Source organism: Streptomyces sp. NPDC056061, assembly GCF_042266885.1.
Classification (GTDB): Bacteria; Actinomycetota; Actinomycetes; order Streptomycetales; family Streptomycetaceae; genus Streptomyces.
This window is the reverse complement of sequence record NZ_JBHJWQ010000031.1, coordinates 24,316-40,404: the sequence shown is the minus strand read 5'-3', so window position 1 is coordinate 40,404 and position 16,089 is coordinate 24,316. Positions and strand designations below refer to the sequence as shown.

At 70.8% G+C, this 16,089-nt stretch carries 13 protein-coding genes and 2 pseudogenes; 9 read left to right on the top strand and 6 right to left on the bottom strand.

Going from position 1 to position 16,089, the window contains the following annotated elements; translation table 11 throughout:
- Nucleotides 1-116: 116 nt before the first annotated feature.
- Entirely contained in the window at nucleotides 117-2,417 is a 2,301-nt protein-coding gene (locus tag ACFC79_RS31775) for an FAD-dependent oxidoreductase (RefSeq protein WP_376247366.1), read from the bottom strand.
- A gap of 436 nt (nucleotides 2,418-2,853) precedes the next feature.
- On the opposite strand from ACFC79_RS31775, the gene ACFC79_RS31770 reads away from it, so the two are divergent.
- The 5 genes from ACFC79_RS31770 to ACFC79_RS31750 all read left to right on the top strand — a co-directional run bounded on the left by ACFC79_RS31770 (nucleotide 2,854) and on the right by ACFC79_RS31750 (nucleotide 8,928).
- Entirely contained in the window at nucleotides 2,854-3,783 is a 930-nt protein-coding gene (locus ACFC79_RS31770; RefSeq protein WP_376247363.1) for a carbohydrate ABC transporter permease, read from the top strand.
- Nucleotides 3,780-4,700 (top strand): carbohydrate ABC transporter permease, encoded by a 921-nt coding sequence (locus tag ACFC79_RS31765; RefSeq protein WP_376247360.1) that lies wholly within the window; start codon nucleotides 3,780-3,782, stop codon nucleotides 4,698-4,700. The genes ACFC79_RS31770 and ACFC79_RS31765 overlap by 4 nt, the downstream gene beginning before the upstream one ends.
- A 107-nt stretch (nucleotides 4,701-4,807) precedes the next feature.
- Entirely contained in the window at nucleotides 4,808-6,109 is a 1,302-nt protein-coding gene (locus ACFC79_RS31760) for an extracellular solute-binding protein (protein WP_376247358.1), read from the top strand.
- A 249-nt stretch (nucleotides 6,110-6,358) separates the two neighbouring features.
- Nucleotides 6,359-7,663, top strand: a complete 1,305-nt coding sequence (locus ACFC79_RS31755; protein WP_376247355.1) for a BNR-4 repeat-containing protein — start codon at nucleotides 6,359-6,361, stop codon at nucleotides 7,661-7,663.
- 323 nt (nucleotides 7,664-7,986) lie between these two features.
- Entirely contained in the window at nucleotides 7,987-8,928 is a 942-nt protein-coding gene (locus tag ACFC79_RS31750; protein WP_376247352.1) for a serine protease, read from the top strand.
- A gap of 16 nt (nucleotides 8,929-8,944) precedes the next feature.
- Here ACFC79_RS31750 and ACFC79_RS31745 read toward each other — a convergent pair.
- A pseudogene (locus ACFC79_RS31745) lies at nucleotides 8,945-9,502 on the bottom strand (MerR family transcriptional regulator); the annotation flags it as partial.
- A 179-nt stretch (nucleotides 9,503-9,681) separates the two neighbouring features.
- Between ACFC79_RS31745 and ACFC79_RS31740 the strand changes: the two are divergent.
- The 3 genes and pseudogenes from ACFC79_RS31740 to ACFC79_RS31730 form a co-directional block, all read left to right on the top strand.
- Complete coding sequence (locus tag ACFC79_RS31740; protein ID WP_376247350.1) at nucleotides 9,682-10,194, top strand: hypothetical protein; 513 nt, start codon at nucleotides 9,682-9,684, stop codon at nucleotides 10,192-10,194.
- 179 nt (nucleotides 10,195-10,373) lie between these two features.
- Nucleotides 10,374-10,955: a TetR/AcrR family transcriptional regulator gene (locus ACFC79_RS31735; protein WP_376247347.1), complete on the top strand. Its 582-nt coding sequence runs from the start codon at nucleotides 10,374-10,376 to the stop codon at nucleotides 10,953-10,955.
- 372 nt (nucleotides 10,956-11,327) lie between these two features.
- Nucleotides 11,328-11,636 (top strand): annotated as a pseudogene (locus ACFC79_RS31730) (ArsR/SmtB family transcription factor); the annotation flags it as partial.
- A 214-nt stretch (nucleotides 11,637-11,850) separates the two neighbouring features.
- Here the strand turns inward: ACFC79_RS31730 and arsB are convergent.
- Both arsB and ACFC79_RS31720 read right to left on the bottom strand, forming a co-directional pair.
- Nucleotides 11,851-12,963, bottom strand: coding sequence for an ACR3 family arsenite efflux transporter (gene arsB / locus ACFC79_RS31725; RefSeq protein ID WP_376247344.1), 1,113 nt, complete (start codon nucleotides 12,961-12,963; stop codon nucleotides 11,851-11,853).
- The gene (locus ACFC79_RS31720; RefSeq protein ID WP_376247341.1) at nucleotides 12,960-13,268 is read right to left on the bottom strand and encodes an ArsR/SmtB family transcription factor; all 309 of its coding nucleotides are present in this window, start codon (nucleotides 13,266-13,268) and stop codon (nucleotides 12,960-12,962) included. The genes arsB and ACFC79_RS31720 overlap by 4 nt, the downstream gene beginning before the upstream one ends.
- A 95-nt stretch (nucleotides 13,269-13,363) precedes the next feature.
- On the opposite strand from ACFC79_RS31720, the gene ACFC79_RS31715 reads away from it, so the two are divergent.
- Nucleotides 13,364-13,786, top strand: a complete 423-nt coding sequence (locus tag ACFC79_RS31715) for an arsenate reductase ArsC (RefSeq protein WP_376247338.1) — start codon at nucleotides 13,364-13,366, stop codon at nucleotides 13,784-13,786.
- Between the two features lie 129 nt (nucleotides 13,787-13,915).
- On the opposite strand, the gene ACFC79_RS31710 is transcribed toward ACFC79_RS31715, so the two are convergent.
- Nucleotides 13,916-14,452, bottom strand: coding sequence for a hypothetical protein (locus ACFC79_RS31710; protein ID WP_376247336.1), 537 nt, complete (start codon nucleotides 14,450-14,452; stop codon nucleotides 13,916-13,918).
- A gap of 299 nt (nucleotides 14,453-14,751) precedes the next feature.
- The gene (locus tag ACFC79_RS31705; protein WP_376247333.1) at nucleotides 14,752-16,035 is read right to left on the bottom strand and encodes a glycosyltransferase; all 1,284 of its coding nucleotides are present in this window, start codon (nucleotides 16,033-16,035) and stop codon (nucleotides 14,752-14,754) included.
- Nucleotides 16,036-16,089: the final 54 nt, after the last annotated feature.

The following is a 16,089-nucleotide window of genomic DNA, read 5'->3' as shown; positions in this document are numbered from 1 at the left end:
GGTTGTCCCCCCCGCCGGGGCGCCCCCCCCCCCGCCCCCGCGCCCCCAGCCCCCCCTGGGGGGGGGGGGCCCCGCCGAAGATCGTACGATCTCCGACGGGCCCCTCCGCCATGCGGCTACGCGCCGTACGCCTTGAACGCGATCACGTGCGCGCGCCGTGCCCCGTGCGTCGCGTCCACCACGAGCCGCAGCGCGTCGGTGCGCACGGGCCCGCCGTCGGCGGCGTTCAGCTCGTGCACGCGGTGGCGGCGCCGGTTGCCCGTCACCGTCAGCAGGGTGCGCCAGGTGCCGTCGGGCTCGCGGCTCTGGATGCGGTAGTCGCGGACCAGTTCCGGCATGACCTCGAACGGGGTGCGGTGGCGGTGCAGGTTGTTGAGGTACTCGTCGACGTCGTCGTCGAACACCACACGCGTTTCGGTGAGCCGCTGCTCCCCGTCCCAGTCGAGGCGCAGCCACTGCTCGGCCCGGTCCGGGTCGGGCAGCAGCTCGGACGACCACATCTGCGGGCCGCCGTAGGCGCGCTGGAATCCGCCGACGGCCCGCTCGGGCAGGAACGCGGCGGTGTCCGGGGTCGCGCGGAAGCCGAAGGACCGGCGGCGCAGGCCGCGGGCCTGCCAGTCCAGGACCAGTTGGCCGTCCTCCTCCGGGATGTCGTGGTCGACTGCCGCGTCCCCCTCGACCCTGCTGCGCAGCGCGAGGACCCCGTCGGTGCGCTCGGGGACGAGGACCAGCGCCGCGCCCGGGCAGGCGCGCACGATCAGGACGGCGTTGCCCGGGGTGTCCGGGCGGTGGTCGAGGCGGGCCGTGACCCAGTGCGGGCCGTCGGCCGGCACGGTCACCGTGGTGGTGAGCAGGTGGTCGACGGGGACCGCGTTCTCCGGGCGGCCGGTGCCCCACAGTTCCACGGTGAGTTCGCTCGGCCGCTCGCCGGGCGCGCCGTGGACGAGCAGGTCGACCGTGTCGAGTGCGGGGTCGACCGGCAGCAGCAGCGCGAGGTCGCGGGTGAGCGGGTACGGCTCGCCGGGCGCGTCCGCCGCGGGCTCGGCGGCCAGGCGGCTCAGGTGCGAGGAGGCGCTGACGCGGGCCGTGCGCGCCAGGTTGTCGGGGTCGTCGTCGGGCAGGCCGATGACCGAGGCGTCCTGCCGCAGCAGGGTGCGGCGCACCAGCTCGGGATGCTCGGCGGCGAGCTCGCGCGGGCCGATGCCCTCGGCGACGCACAGCGCGGCGGCCGTGCCCGCCGCCTCGCCGAGCGTGGCGCAGGTGGCCATCACGCGGGTGGCGCCGAAGGCAATGTGGGTGGCGGAGATGTTGCGCCCGGCGAACAGGAGGTTCGTGACGTTCGCCGAGTACAGGGAGCGCAGCGGGATGTGGAAGATGCCGTCCGCGTAGCGCTGGCGGGCGCCGGGCTCGTCGGCGTACATGCCCTGTACGGGGTGGAGGTCGACGGACCAGCCGCCGAAGGCGACACGGTCGTCGAACTGCCGCTGTTCGAGGATGTCCTGCTGGGTGAGCATGTGGTCGCCGAGGAAGCGGCGGTACTCGCGCTTGCCGGGGAGGCTGCCGACCCACTCCAGTGTCAGGTTCTCGGCGTCCGGGAACTCACCGGAGTTCTTGATGTGGTCCCAGATGCCCATGATCACGGACTGGAGTTCGTCGCGGATGCGCTCGTTGTCGTGGACGGTGTCGAGCTCGCCGCCCCACTCGATCCACCAGTAGTCGCAGCCGTTGTCGCCGGTGCGCAGCACGCGGTTGCGCAGGATGGGCGTGGTGGTGAGGTCGCGGGCGCTGGCGGGCGGCACGAACTTCACCGGCCGGCCCAGGTCCTTGGTGTGGAACAGGATCGTCGATCCGAGCAGTGCCTCGTCCTGCTCCTCGGGTGCCCAGGGCTCGCCGAACTCCGCGCGCGCCTCGCGGCCGATGCGGTAGTGGGCGCCGGCGAGGTGGCCGAGCAGGCCGTCGCCGGTGCAGTCGAGGAACTGCCGCGCGTGGAAGGTGATGCGCCGCTCGGAGCCCATCATCCAGCCGGTGCAGGAGTGCACCTCGCGCGCGTCGTCCGGGCCGCTCGCGTCGACCTCCCGTACGTCGGTGTTGAGGTACAGGTCGATGCCCGGTTCGGCACGGACGGCGTCGAGGACCACCTGGTCCCAGTAGTACGGGTTGCCTTCGGGGTTGCGGTACTGGTTCTCGGTGTACAGCTCGCCCATGATGCCGGTCTCGCGGGCCCACCGGTGCACACCGTGGGCGGTGGCTCCGCAGACCCAGACGCGTATCTCGCTGCTGGCGTTGCCGCCCAGGACGGGCCGGTTGTTGACCAGGGCGACGCGTCGGCCGAGCCGGGCCGCGGCGATGGCCGCGCAGGTCCCCGCCAGGCCACCGCCGATGACGGCGATGTCGTAATGGACCTCTTCTTCCCGCACGGTGCGGCCTCCTTGGTGTGAAGCTCGGATGCTCTCCGCCGCAGCGGAGCAACCATGAACGTACATCACATGCATATTGTGCAACCACTGTTCAGCCAGTGGGATGTGCTGTAGGTTTTCGGCACAGCCGACGACACCGCCGCCGTAGGGCTACGACCATGTTCGTACCAAATGCAGCGGCTTAGCCGGTTTTACCCAGAACTGGCGAATTACCGACCACAAGGGTTGACGCCGTCGCACGATATGGAGAACGATCCCGCATGCTGCAACTTGCGTTCCATGGAGCATGCATGGCATTCACACAGGGTCCCGGTCGGAGCAGGGGACGGGGCGGCTCGCCGCTCACGCCCGGCCGGGCCCCATCCGCCTGCCGGTGCAGGGCCTCCCGTGCCACGCCCCGCACCACCGCTCCCGCCCCGTTCGAGAGGACACACCCATGAGTACGGCCGCACCTCCACAGAAGGCCGCTCCACGCCGTGAGCGGTCCGGCGGACGGCTCTCCAACGGCGCGTTCGCACTGCTGCTGACCGCACCGGGGCTCGCCCTGTTCGCGACGATCATCATCTATCCGCTGGTGTCGGCGCTGTTCACCGGTTTCTTCAAGCAGGACCTGCGGCTGCCGGGCCGCGAGTTCGTCGGCCTGGACAACTTCGCCTACTGGCTGGACGGCGAGTTCCTCACGATCCTCAAGCAGACGCTGGTCTTCACCGTCGGCGCGACACTCGTCCCCTTCGTGGTCGGTTTCGCGCTCGCGCTCGCGCTGAACTCGGGCCTGAAGGGCAGCGGCTTCCTGCGCGGCCTGTTCCTGTTCCCGTGGGTGATCCCGGGCGTGGTGGTCTCCTTCCTCTGGATGTGGATCTTCAACGCGAACTACGGCGTGCTGAACGGCATCCTCATGAAGGCCGGGCTCATCGAGGAGTCCGTCTCCTGGCTCGGCCAGCCCGGCACCGCCATGCTCGCCGTCATCGTCACCAAGACCTGGGCGAGCTTCCCCTGGATGATGGTGATGCTCCTGGCCGGTCTGCAGACCGTGCCCAAGGAACTGCACGAGGCGGCAGCGATGGACGGAGCCGGCTCGATCCGGCGCTTCTTCGCCGTCACCTGGCCGCAGGTCCGCGGGGTCGCCTCGATCGTGCTGCTGCTGGAGTTCATCTGGAACTTCCAGCACTTCGACACCATCTACGTGCTCACCGGCGGCGGCCCGGCCGGAACGACCGAGACCTTCGCGACCGCCGTGTACCAGACCGCCTTCAAGGGCTTCGACATCGGCCGGGCGACCGCGCTGGGCGGTCTGTGGATGCTGCTCCTGCTCATCCTGGTCGCCGTCTACCTCAGGATCACCGAGCGGAAGGGCGACGCCCGATGACCTCCACGACCCCCACCCCGCTGGCCGGGACCGGCCGGCACCGGACCACCGCCGCATCCGCCGGACGCGGTTCGCGGCGCCGCATGCGCAAGGACCTGCTGCGCTCGCGGATCGTCGCCTGGACCGCGGTCCTGGTGATCGGCGCCTTCGGCATGCTGCCGGTCTACTGGCTGCTGGCCACCGCCCTGAGCAGCCCCGAGCAGACCTTCCAGTTCCCGCCGAAGCTGATACCCACCGACATCACCTTCAGCAACTTCACGGCCCTGGCCGAGAACGAGCAACTGATCACCTACCTGGTCAACTCCCTGATCGTGGCCTCGATCACCGCGGTGCTGAGCGTGGTCGTCGCCACGTACATGGGCTACTCGTTCTCCAAGTTCCGCTACCGCGGAAGGCGTTCGCTGATGCATCTGGTGCTGGCCTCCCAGATGTTCCCCCAGGCGCTCCTGCTGGTGACGCTGTACGCCGTGTTCTCCGGCTTCGGCCTGCTGAACACGTACACCGCCCTGGTGCTGTCCTTCACCACGTTCACCATGCCGCTGTGCGTCTGGATGCTGAAGGGCATCTTCGACACCATCCCGGATGCCCTGCTGGAGGCGGCGTCCATCGACGGTGCGTCCCGGTGGCGGACCCTGCACTCCATCGTCGCGCCGCTGGCCGCGCCGGGAATGATCGCCGCAGGTCTGTTCGCCTTCGTCCGCGGCTGGAACGACTTCATCTTCGCGGTGACGCTGGCCGACAAGGAGAAGCAGACCCTGCCGCCCGGCCTCGTCTCCACCTACATCGGCGAGTTCCAGACCGCCTGGCCCGAGCTGATGGCGGCCTCGCTCGTCGTGTCCGTCCCGGTGGTCGTCGCCTTCATGTTCCTCCAGCGCTACCTCGTCGGCGGCATGACCGCCGGCTCGGTCAAGAGCTGAGCCCACGGGTTCCACGGGCTCGGCAAGGAGCCGGGCCCGCACCCTCCTCCCCCACGACCCTTCCCCCACGCCTTTTCCCCTTCCGCCCACTCCCCCATGGAGACACCATGACCACCTCTGGCATCAGCCGGCGCGGCGCGCTGCGCATGTTCGGCATCGGCGCGCTCGGTGTGGCCGGCGCCGGTGTGCTGGGTGCCTGCGCACCGTCCGGCGCCGGCACCTCCTCCAACGGAGGCGACACGAAGTCCAAGGACTTCGACTTCACCTCCTGGTCGCTCAACGAGGAGGCCGCGAAGCCGGCGATCGAGAAGATCATCAAGGCGTGGGAGAAGGCCGAGAACTCCAAGATCCGCGCGGTCTCGTACCCGTACAACGAGTACCTGAGCCAGCTCACCCTCAAGCTCGGCGGCGGGGAGACCACCGGCGCGGTGCACCTCGACATCGCCTGGCTCGCCGCGGTGGCGCAGATGGGCAAGCTGGCCGACCTCGGTTCGGTGGCCCTGAAGGGCGGCTACACGAACGTGGCGCTGGACAGCGGCACGTACGAGGGCAAGCAGTACGGCCTGCCGTGGAACACCGGCTCGATCGGCGTGATCGCCAACTCCAAGCTCCTGGCGAAGGCCGGCATCAAGAAGCACCCCACCACCATCGAGGAGTTCGAGGACGCGCTGCGGGAGCTGAAGGGGCTCGGCGGCGGCATCGTGCCCTACGCCGCGGCCACCAAGGTCGCGCAGCTCAAGGACATCTTCCCCTGGATGCAGACCTTCGGCTGCAAGCTTCTGGAGGGCGACCGGGTGACCATCGGCGACGACGCCTCCGTCGACGCGGTCACCTGGTACAAGAAGCTGCACGACGCGAAGCTGATCGCCGCGGACGTGGACCGCTTCGACGCGCGCGCCCTGTTCGGGCAGGGCAAGGCGGCGTTCTACGACGACGCCATCATCGGCAAGGGCGTGACCTCGGCCCAGTCCAAGGACAAGACGCTGGCCGACGCGATGCAGCCGATGCAGCGTCCGGTGATGCGGGCCGGTGACACGCCGCAGGCGCTGCTGTGGGGCGGTGTGATCGCGATCGTGAAGGGCAAGGGGCAGGACGCGGCTTCGCAGTTCGCGCTGCACGCCACCTCCGACCGGGCCACCACCACCGAGTACTTCGCCTCCCGCGCCCTGCCGCCGTCCACCACGGCGGGCCTGGCCGACCCGAAGGTCGCGAAGGACACCTTCACCACCCAGTGGACCGAGAAGATCACCAATACGGCGACCGGCAGCCCGTTCTGGCAGTTCGCGCAGAACGCCCAGATCGAGGAGGCCGTGGCCAAGCAGGTCCAGGCCGTCCTGGTCGGCAAGACCAAGCCGAAGGACGCGATGAAGAAGGCCGGCGAGGAGGTCGCCGCCCTCATCAAGCGGTGAGCCGCCGCGCGACCGAACGCTGAACCGCCGCGGGGCGGTACGGGGCCCGGTGGGAGGGTCGGACGACTCTCCCACCGGGCCCCTCGGCATGCCGCACGCAGTTTCCCCAGTACGTATCCCAGATCCGCATTGTGCAAACTCTGTTCATGATCTGGGATCTGCTGTAAGTTCCCGGCGCAGCGGAGGGGACGGGGCGGCCTCGGGGCCGTCCCCCTTCGCCCCACCATCACGCCCGCGAAGGAGTTCACCTTGCGACGTCCCACGGCACGCACGTACGCCGCCTCGGTCGCGGCCCTGGCCGCCCTGCTCACGCCCGTCCCGGCCGCCCAGGCCGACGGCACGGGCCGCACGGCGGCCGCGGCGACGGTGATCGAGAAGGTCCCGTACGCGATGGACTCGTCGAACCAGGCCGCCTGGTGGACACCGGTCGCCACGTACAAGGGCCGCGGCCAGTACACGTACTTCGCGTTCAACGAGCCCGGCACGACGGCCGCCACGCACCGCCCGGCCGTCGCGCGGCGCGACCCGGACGGCGTCTGGAGCCGTCTGCCGCTGCTCGACAAGAACGGGCAGCAGGCCGAGTTCCCCGACGACAACGGCCATAACCAGCCATCGGTCGCCCGCGACGGCAGCGGCCGCCTGCACGTGTTCGCCTCCATGCACGCCGACGCCTGGCGCTACTTCCGCACCGAGGCCCCCGGCGGGGACGTCACGGACCACGCGGGCGAACTGCCCGACCAGGGCGTGGGCATCACCTACCCGATCGTGACCACCGCACCCAACGGCGATCTGTACCTGGCCGCCCGCGTCGGAGCGGGCGCCGACCGGCGTCCCGGCAAGCTGTACCGCTGGGACAACGCCGCCGCGCGCTGGAGCGTGGTCGCCGCCTTCGCCGACGCGCTGAACCGTTCCGTGTACCCCGACGACCTGATGGTGGACGCCGCCGGGCGCGTGCACCTCCTGTACGAGTGGGCCAAGGCTCCGGCGACCGGGTTCCGGCACCAGCTCTCCTACCTGCGCTACGACCCGTCCACCGGTGCCTTCGCCGACAGCGCGGGCGCGGCCGTCACCACCCCGGTGACACCCGCCACGTCCGACGTGATCCAGGACCTCACCGCGGGTGAGGAGTGGAGCATCGACAACGCCTACACGGGTCCGGCGGTACAGAGCGCCAAACTCACCCTCGACGGCTCCGCCCCGAAGGTCGCCTACCGCTACCGCTCGGCCGACAGCGGCGGCAACTTCCGCGTGTACTACGCCTATCCGAGCGGCAGCAGCTGGGTCGGCAAGACCGTGTACGCGGGCGGCCAGACCGCCGCGGCCCTCGGCATCACCTGGGACGCGACGGACACCAAGCGGGTGTACTACGTGACTTCCTCCGGCACCGACCGCGTCTTCGCCGCGACCCAGGCCGCGGACGGGACCTGGACCTCGCAGTCCGCCGCGCCGGGTGTGAGCGCGGACCGGCTCGCGGTGCGGCAGGACTCGGACGGGAAGGACGTGCTGTACCTGCCGGACACCGCACACAACTCGCTCTACTACGGGATCCGTTGAGGCCCGGCGCCGCCGGGTGCCGCTGACGGCGGCGGGGACGGGGAGCCCGGGGCCGGTGACCGGTGGCCCCGGGCCCGTCCTGCGGCGAACCGGGCCCGGTCGAGGTGCGCGGCGGCGCCCTCCGGGCCCCGGGCCGCCGGTCCTCGCGCGCCCGTGGCGGAGGAGCACAGCCCCGGAAGGGTGGCTGTCAAGAGGGCGAAAGGAGCCAGGACGGAGTGGCGGGGTAGCGGAGAACTTGGCTGTACATCGACAATGCGCTCCTCATCCTTCGCCGTCCGGGACCACCGGGTTCCCGGACCGAACCGAGAGGACCGACCAACACCATGCGCAAGCCTCTCCTCGCCACCCTCACCGCCGTGGCCCTCGGCGCCGCCGCCCTGGCGGGCACCACCGGCACGGCAACCGCCGCTTCCGCCCCCGCAGGCGGGGCGAACCCCACTGCCGCGACGGCCGCCGCGCACCACGACAGCGGCAAGGCCGTCCCGTCCCCCGCGAACCCGCCCGCGTCGCCGGCGGCCGCCTCCTTCGCGGGCACCGTGGCGCTCAGCAACTGCTCGGGCTCCCTGGTCCGCATGCCGAACTCGCAGGCGACGGACCCGGGGCTGGTCATGACGAACGGTCACTGCCTCGAAACCGGCTTCCCCGGCGCGGGCGAGGTCGTCGTCGGCCAGTCCTCCACCCGCAGCTTCACCCTGCTCAACGCCACGGCGGGCTCCGCCGGAACGCTCAAGGCGAACAAGGTCGTCTACGCGACGATGACCGACACCGACGTCACCATCTACCAACTGACCAAGACCTACGCCCAGATACAGCAGTCCACGGGAATCGCGCCGCTGACCCTGTCCGCGACCCACCCGGTGCAGGGACACGCGATCGACGTCGTCTCCGGGTACTGGAAGCGGGTCTACTCCTGCTCCGTCGACGGGTTCGCCTACCGCCTGAAGGAAGGCCAGTGGACGTGGAAGGACGCCGTCCGCTACACCCCCGAATGCCAGGTCATCGGGGGCACCTCGGGCTCTCCCGTCATCGACACGACGACCGGGCAGGTCACGGCGATCAACAACACCATCAACGAGAGCGGTGGGAACTGCACCCTCAACAACCCCTGCGAGGTGAATGAACAGGGGGCCGTCACCGTCCGTGAAGGAATCGGATACGCCCAGGAGACCCACGGCATTCCCGCCTGCTTCACGACGGGCAACGCACTCGACCTGTCGGCCACGGGCTGCACGCTCCCGAAACCGGCGGCGGCATCGGCACGCTGAACGACGGACCGACGTCTCATCCGCGCTCGCGGAGGTACGCCTCCAGCTCCGCGGCCCCGGTCAGCAGCGCCCGCCCGCGCGCGGACAGCCGACCGCGCCAGTCGTACAGCGCCGCTTCCAGCAGCTCCGGCCCGCCCGCCCCCCGCACCTGGTCGAGCAGTGGGGCGATCCGTTCCAGCGGATAGCCGCCGCGCCTGAGCTGATGGGCCAGCCGGGCGTCCCGTACGTCGGCCTCGCCGTAGACGCGGTATCCGGTCCGCGGGTCGCGACGCGGGCGCACCAGCCCGACGCGCTCCCAGGTGCGCAGCGTCGCGGGCCGGATTCCGAGTCTCCCTGCCAGCGGCCCGATGAACGTGCCGCCGGGGCCGGGCACTTCGGCCGGTCGGGACGCTTCGGCCGACCCACGCACTTCAGCCGCCGCGGACCCCGCGCCGGCCCCGGAGGCAGTGGCGGACTCCAGGTCGCGAAGGGCGCTCTCCACGGCCTGGAGGGTCCGCCGGTCGTCGAGGAGCTGGGCATGGCTCTCGTCGACGAGACGGAGTGCCTCGTCGACCGTGCCCTGGTTCACGGTCGCCGCGATGACGGACCCGGCCCGATCCGTGGGGCGGTCGGCCGAGGCCGACCGGCTGCGGCTGCTCGCCGACGACCTGGTGGCGCTGCTCGACCAGCAGGCGCCGCAGCTGATCGCGTCGGCCCCGCGGGACGCCCGGGACCGGGCCAGTGGCTCCGGGACGCCGTGCCAGAATGCCGCGCATGGACGTTTCGGCGAAGGAATCCATGGTCCGGCAGGTGCGCCGGCGGTGGCGCGACCGGGAAGCGCCCGACGGGGACTTCATCGTGTTCGCCGACGGTTCCCTCACGGTCATGGACCTGCTGCGGATGCGAGCACACGATCGGCCCGACGATCCGCGGGCCGAGGAGTGGCACTGGATCGAGGCCCTGCGCGCCACCGAGTGGAGCACCGAGAGCTGGGTGGAGGTGGACTCCGCGCTCGCCACCCACGCCCACGCGGGGAGCCGTGCCTGGGCGGGGGAGTCGGCCCATCACGGATCCATCGGCTGGGTCGCGCTGACCCGGGACGACGAGGAGCACACCCTCGAATGGCTCGCCGTCTCCAACTGGTCCAATCCGTTCAACGACGTCACCCTGGACGACACCGAGGTGACCGCGGTCAGCACGGCCGGCCGGATCTGGACCTTCCCCCGGACCGAGCCCCAGAAGGTGCGGATCACCGAGGACCCGGCCCACCCGCGGCCCTGCCGCTGAGCCGGAAGCGGGGTCGGCCGGTGCGGGCCGGGAGTGCCGTTCGGCCCGCGGCCTCGGGAGGCTGCCGCCCACCACCCCACCTACACGGCACGCGTCGTACCGCATTCTGCGTCGGTGAGCATGCTGACGGAAAGGCAGGGCGGCCAATACGGCACGTACCGTTCCGTTATGGTGGCGGCATGACCGACAAGCGCAGCGGTCGCGCCGCTGACCGGACCGAGGCCATCATGCGGACCACGCTGGAGTTGGGCCAGGAGCTCGGCTACGCCAAGCTCAGCATCGAGGCGGTCGCGGCCCGTGCCGGTGCCGGCAAGCACACGATCTACCGCCGCTGGCCGTCCAAGGGGGCCTTGTTCCTCGACTCGCTGCTGTCGCTGCACACGCCCGACCTCGACTATCCCGACACCGGTGATGTCGTCGCCGACCTGCGCACGCAGATCCACGCCGCCGTCGACCTGCTGAGCGGCCCGCCCCTGGGGCCCCTCTACCAGGCTCTGGTGGTCGAGGCACAACACGATCCCCAGGTCGCCGCCGCACTCAACGAACGCTTCATCACCCCCCAGGCCGACAAGACCGTCGCCCGCCTGAAGTCGGCCCGCGACCAGGGGCAGTTGTCGCCCGACTTCGACCTGGACCTGGCGATGGCGATCCTGTCCGGTCCGCTGTACTACCAGTTCCTGATCGCCCGGGAACCGCTGACACACGCCTATGTCGATCGCGTCGTCGAAGCGCTCCTCCTCGGGATGCGGCCGAGGCATTGATCGGCGCCCTCGTCCCGCAACAGCGATCCTCCTGACGCCGGATGAAGCGCCCCGGCCGTCGAGCGTCCGGGGCGCAGCGGCTCAGGCTCCGCAGCAGCCATCGGGCGACGACGGTTCCTCGGCGACGGCCATCGGCAACGGGGTACCGACGCCGATCCGTACGGGAGCGGGCGCCGGAACGGTGCAGCACCCCGCTCCGTCGGCCCCGTCGGCTGCCGGGGCGTCGAAGAATCCGGCGCCGCCGCGCACTCCGGTTTCGGGGAGGACGGCGTCCGGCCTCGTCGTGTTCGATGGCCTCGATGCGGAAGCCGGTGACCGCCTCGGCGTGGCCGTTGTCGACGGCGCTCTTCGCCAGGGACTGCGGGGGCCGCGATGCCGTGCTGTCCGCCGCTCACCGCCGGGGAGCTGTCGCAGGACGACGCGGAGAAGATGGCCCTGATGTTCAAGGCGCTGTCGGACCCGGTACGGCTGCGCCTGTTCTCCAAGGTCGCCTCGCATCCCGGTGGCGAGGCATGCGTGTGCGACATCTCCGACGTCGGCGTCTCCCGACCGACCGTCTCCCACCACCTGAAGAAGCTGCGGGAAGCGGGCCTCCTGACCTCCGAGCGGCGCGGGACCTGGGTCCGCTACCGGGTCGCCCCGTCCGTGGTGGCAGCCATGTCCGCCATGCTCGACCTGCGCACCCGACCCACGACCCGCCCGCCTCCGGGCCGCCGTGCGGGCATGCGCCGCACGCACTCCGGCCCCGCGGCCCCCGCCGGACGCGAACGGCCCGTCCGGCGGGGGCCGTTCCTCTCCGCGGTGCGGCGGGCCGTTCGTTGCCGCGGTGCGGCGGGCCGTTCGTCCCCCAGTGCGGGCGGTTCGTTCCCGCGGTGCGGCGGGCCGGGGCAGCGTGTCAGTCACGCCCTCCCGCCGTGTCGGGTGCCGCGGGTGCGAACTTCCTGCGCCAGGCCAGTGCGACGTACACGAGTCCGATCAGGACGGGGACTTCGATGAGCGGGCCGACGACGCCGGACAGGGCCTGCCCGGAGGTGACCCCGAAGGTGGCGATGGCGACCGCGATGGCCAGCTCGAAGTTGTTGCCCGCCGCCGTGAACGCCAGGGTCGCGGTGCGGTCGTAGGCCAGTCCGAGGGTCTTGCCGAGCAGGAACGTGCCGAAGAACATGACCGCGAAGTAGACCAGCAGCGGCAGTGCGATCCGGACGACGTCCAAGGGCTGCGAGGTGATCGTCCTCCCCTGGAGGGCGAACAGGATGACGATCGTGAACAGCAGCCCGTACAGGGCCCAGGGGCCGATCCTCGGCAGGAACTTCGCCTCGTAGTTCTCGCGGCCCATCTTCTGTTCGCCGATGCGGCGGGTGAGGAAACCGGCCAGCAGGGGGATGCCGAGGAAGATGATGACGTTCAGCGCGATGTGCCATACGGAGACATCCAGGCCCTGGCCGTCGCCGAGGTTCAGCCACTCGGGCAGCAGGTCGAGGTAGAACCAGCCCAGCAGGCCGAACGCGAGCACCTGGAACACGCTGTTGAGCGCGACCAGGACGGCCGCGGCCTCCCGGTCGCCGCAGGCGAGGTCGTTCCAGATGATGACCATGGCGATGCACCGGGCGAGGCCGACGACGATCAGGCCGGTGCGGTACTCGGGCAGGTCGGGCAGGAAGATCCACGCCAGGGCGAACATGACCGCCGGACCGACGATCCAGTTGACGACGAGCGAGGACACCATCAGCCTTTTGTCGCCCGTGACGGTGTCGAGCCTGTCGTAACGGACCTTGGCGAGAACCGGGTACATCATCACGAGCAGACCGAGCGCGATCGGCAGGGAGATCCCGCCGATCTCGATCTTCGCCAGCGCGTCGTCCATCCCCGGGATCAGCCTCCCCAGCCCCAGTCCGACGGCCATGGCGAGCAGGATCCACACCGCGAGGTACCGGTCGAGGGTGGAGAGCTTCCCGACGATCGAGTCGTCCCCGCGCGTCGGCATGGTGGCGGGTTCGGCGGAGGTCACGGGCAGGCCCTCTTCGTCCCGGCGGCACCGCGGGCGGAATCGGCCAGCGCGGCGAACTGCTCGGACAGACCGGCCAGAACCTCGGGGCGCAGCCTGTAGTAGGTGAAGCGGCCGCACGGCTCGGTCTCCACCACACCGGCCTCCCGCAGCACCTTCAGATGGTTGGACAGATTGGTCTGCTTCGCGCCGGTCTCCTCGACCAGGTGCGTCGTGCAGAGCGTCTCGCGGGCCAGCAGGGTCACGATCTTCAGGCGGAGCGGATCGCCCAGCACCCGGATCAGATCAGGATCGACTGAAGTCAGCATGCACTGATATTTTCACATCACTGCCCGCTGATACCAGCGGGGGCTGAAGTCATTGGCGGCCGGGTTCCGCCATGCGACGAGAGAGAACGATCACCGTGACCGAGTCCTCCGGCAAGCCGTCCGTCCTGTTCGTCTGCGTCCACAACGCGGGCCGTTCCCAGATGGCCGCCGCCTGGCTGACCCACCTGGCCGGGGACCGCGTCGAGGTCCGTTCCGCCGGCTCCGACCCCGGCGACGCCGTCAACCCCGCCGCCGTCGAGGCCATGGCCGAGGTCGGCATCGACATCACCGCCGAGACACCGAAGGTCCTCACGATCGACGCCGTCCGCGAGTCCGACGTGTGCATCACCATGGGCTGCGGCGACGCCTGCCCCGTCTTCCCCGGCAAGCGCTACCTGGACTGGCGACTCGACGACCCCGCCGGGCGGGACATCGAAGCCGTCCGCACCATCCGCGACGAGATCAGGACCCTCGTCGAGGACCTCATCGAGGACATCGCCCCGGGGACCGCGATGTGAGCGGATGCGCGAGGTCGTCGCCACCGGCTCCGGAACCGACGGACGGACGCGTCGGGCCCGACGATCCGCTTCCGCGACCGGCACGAGCCCGACGAACGTCGACAGCACTCCCGCCGTCGGCCGAGCGGGTCAGGCCTCGTCCGAGCGGGTCAGAGCATCGGTGATCAGGCGGGTCGCGAAGTCGGGGTCCTCGGTGATGCGGTTGATGTGCTCCGCGAGCAGGAAGGCGGTGACTTCCAGCGGAGTCATCTCCGTCTCGGTCCAGTCTCCGTACTGTTTGCGCCACAGGTTGGGGCTCAGGCCGGTGCCCGCGGCGATGACCAGGCCGGCCATGGTGGGGATGGCCTCCTTGGGGACGCTCCTGGGCATCATGCGCATCGTGGCCACCAGGGTGGGGACGACGTACTCGATGACGTCCTTGTCGTGGTCCTCGTGAATCTTCCGCAGCCACGTCATGAACATGAAGATGAGCGTGCACGCACCGTCCAGCACCTCGTCGGCTCCCCCGGGGCCCAGTGACGCCATGAACTGTTCGATCAGCGCCTGCTGCTCGGGATCGGTCTCGGTCTTGCCGTCGTGGATGCCTTTGAGCCGGGAGTCGATCACCATGAGCGCTGCGCCCACATCGCCGACGGGAGCGTGCTGGGGATCGTAGGGCGATGACACAAATTCCTCCTCGGGTGGCCGCGGCGGGCAGTCCGTACAGTAGACGGCCGTCGGGACGGGCACCGGCGGCTTGCCACCATTGGCGACATCGGCGTGGTGGGCGGCGGGCGCACCTGCCTCGGGGCCCGCTCACCCGATGCGCCGCGCCCGTGGAAGCAGCCGACCGGGCCGGGCCGACTCACGCGGATCAGACCGATCACGCACGTCACTCAAGCCGGCCGGTCGCGGGACACGGCAGATGGCGGGCGACGGGCGGCACACGGCGGGCGACGGGCTCGCCATCGGCTGCCGGGGGCGCGTCAGGCCGTGCGGCCCGTGCCGATCAGGTCCACCAGGGCGTCGATGCCGCCCGCCGCCGCGATCTGTTCGGCAAGAGCCCCGGCCCGGTGCCGGTAGGCGGGCTCGGCCAGCACCCGACGGGCCGCCGCACCCAGCGTCCGCGCCGACGGGCGGTTGGTGCGCAGCCCGATGCCCGCCCCCGACCAGGTGACCCGTGCGGCCACCTCGGCCTTGTCCTCGGTGGCACCGGCGACCACCAGCGGGACCCCGTGGCGCAGCGCGAAGTGCACGCCTCCGTACCCACCGTTGGTGATCATCAGGGCGGTGCGCGGCAGCAGTTCGTCGTACGGCAGGAACGAGGCGGCTCTCGCGTTGCCGGGCAGCCCGGCCTCCCAGGCCGCTGTCCCACGGCCGCAGGTGGCGACGACGACGGTCACGTCCTCTCCCGCCAGCGCCGCCACCGCCGGGTTGATCAGCTCGTCGAAGTCGGTGTTGGCGGCCGTGCCCTGGGTGACCAGGACGACCGGACGGTCGCCGTCGAGTTCGGTCCACCAGTCGGGCAGCGGATGGTCGCTCGTGGAACTCCGGCCCAGCGGACCGATGAAGTGCACCGGTGCGATCGCCCGGGGCCGCGGATACTCGAAGTCCGGGACGGTCAGCTGGACCAGATCGTCCGCCAGGGCGGGCCAGTCGAGGAACAGACCGGGCAGGGGGCGGCCGGTGATCCGTCGGCACAGCTGTGACAGGTCCCGCTGCTGCGCGGGGAAGACCACCCGCCGCGTCAGCACCGTCAGCGCCCGGTTGCGCAGGCGGCCGAGGAGTCCGCCGCGGGGCGGCAGGCCGAGCCCGAACGGAGCGACATCGGGGCCCGTCAGCGGCAGTGGGACGATGCCCGCCAGCATCAGCCGCGGGCGGCGGTCGCGGGGCAGCAGGGCCAGGGGTGCGGCGCCGAGGAACAGCGGCTCGGCCAGCACGACGTCGATGCCGTGCGCGTCGATCAGGGCGGTGACGGTCTCGTACTGCGGCTCGGCCGCACGGAAGAACATGTGGTCCAGGTCGAAGCGCATCGCCGCGAGGCCGCGCTTCCCGGCCCGCTCCGGGTGGGATTCGGCCCAGGTGTCGTCGAAGTCCACCGCCTGCGGCAACGGCGCGAAGTCGGCCCCGGTGGCCCGGACCCGGTCGGCGAAGCGGCGGCCCGTCAGCAACACCACGCGATGCCCGGCCGCGACCAGGCCGCGGGCGACCGCCAGCAACGGAGTGACGTGACCTTCCGCGGGCGACGAGCAGATGAGTACTCCGGACATGTGCGGCTTCCCCCTCCGCTAGCATTGGCTAACGTCGAAAAGTATTGACTACCC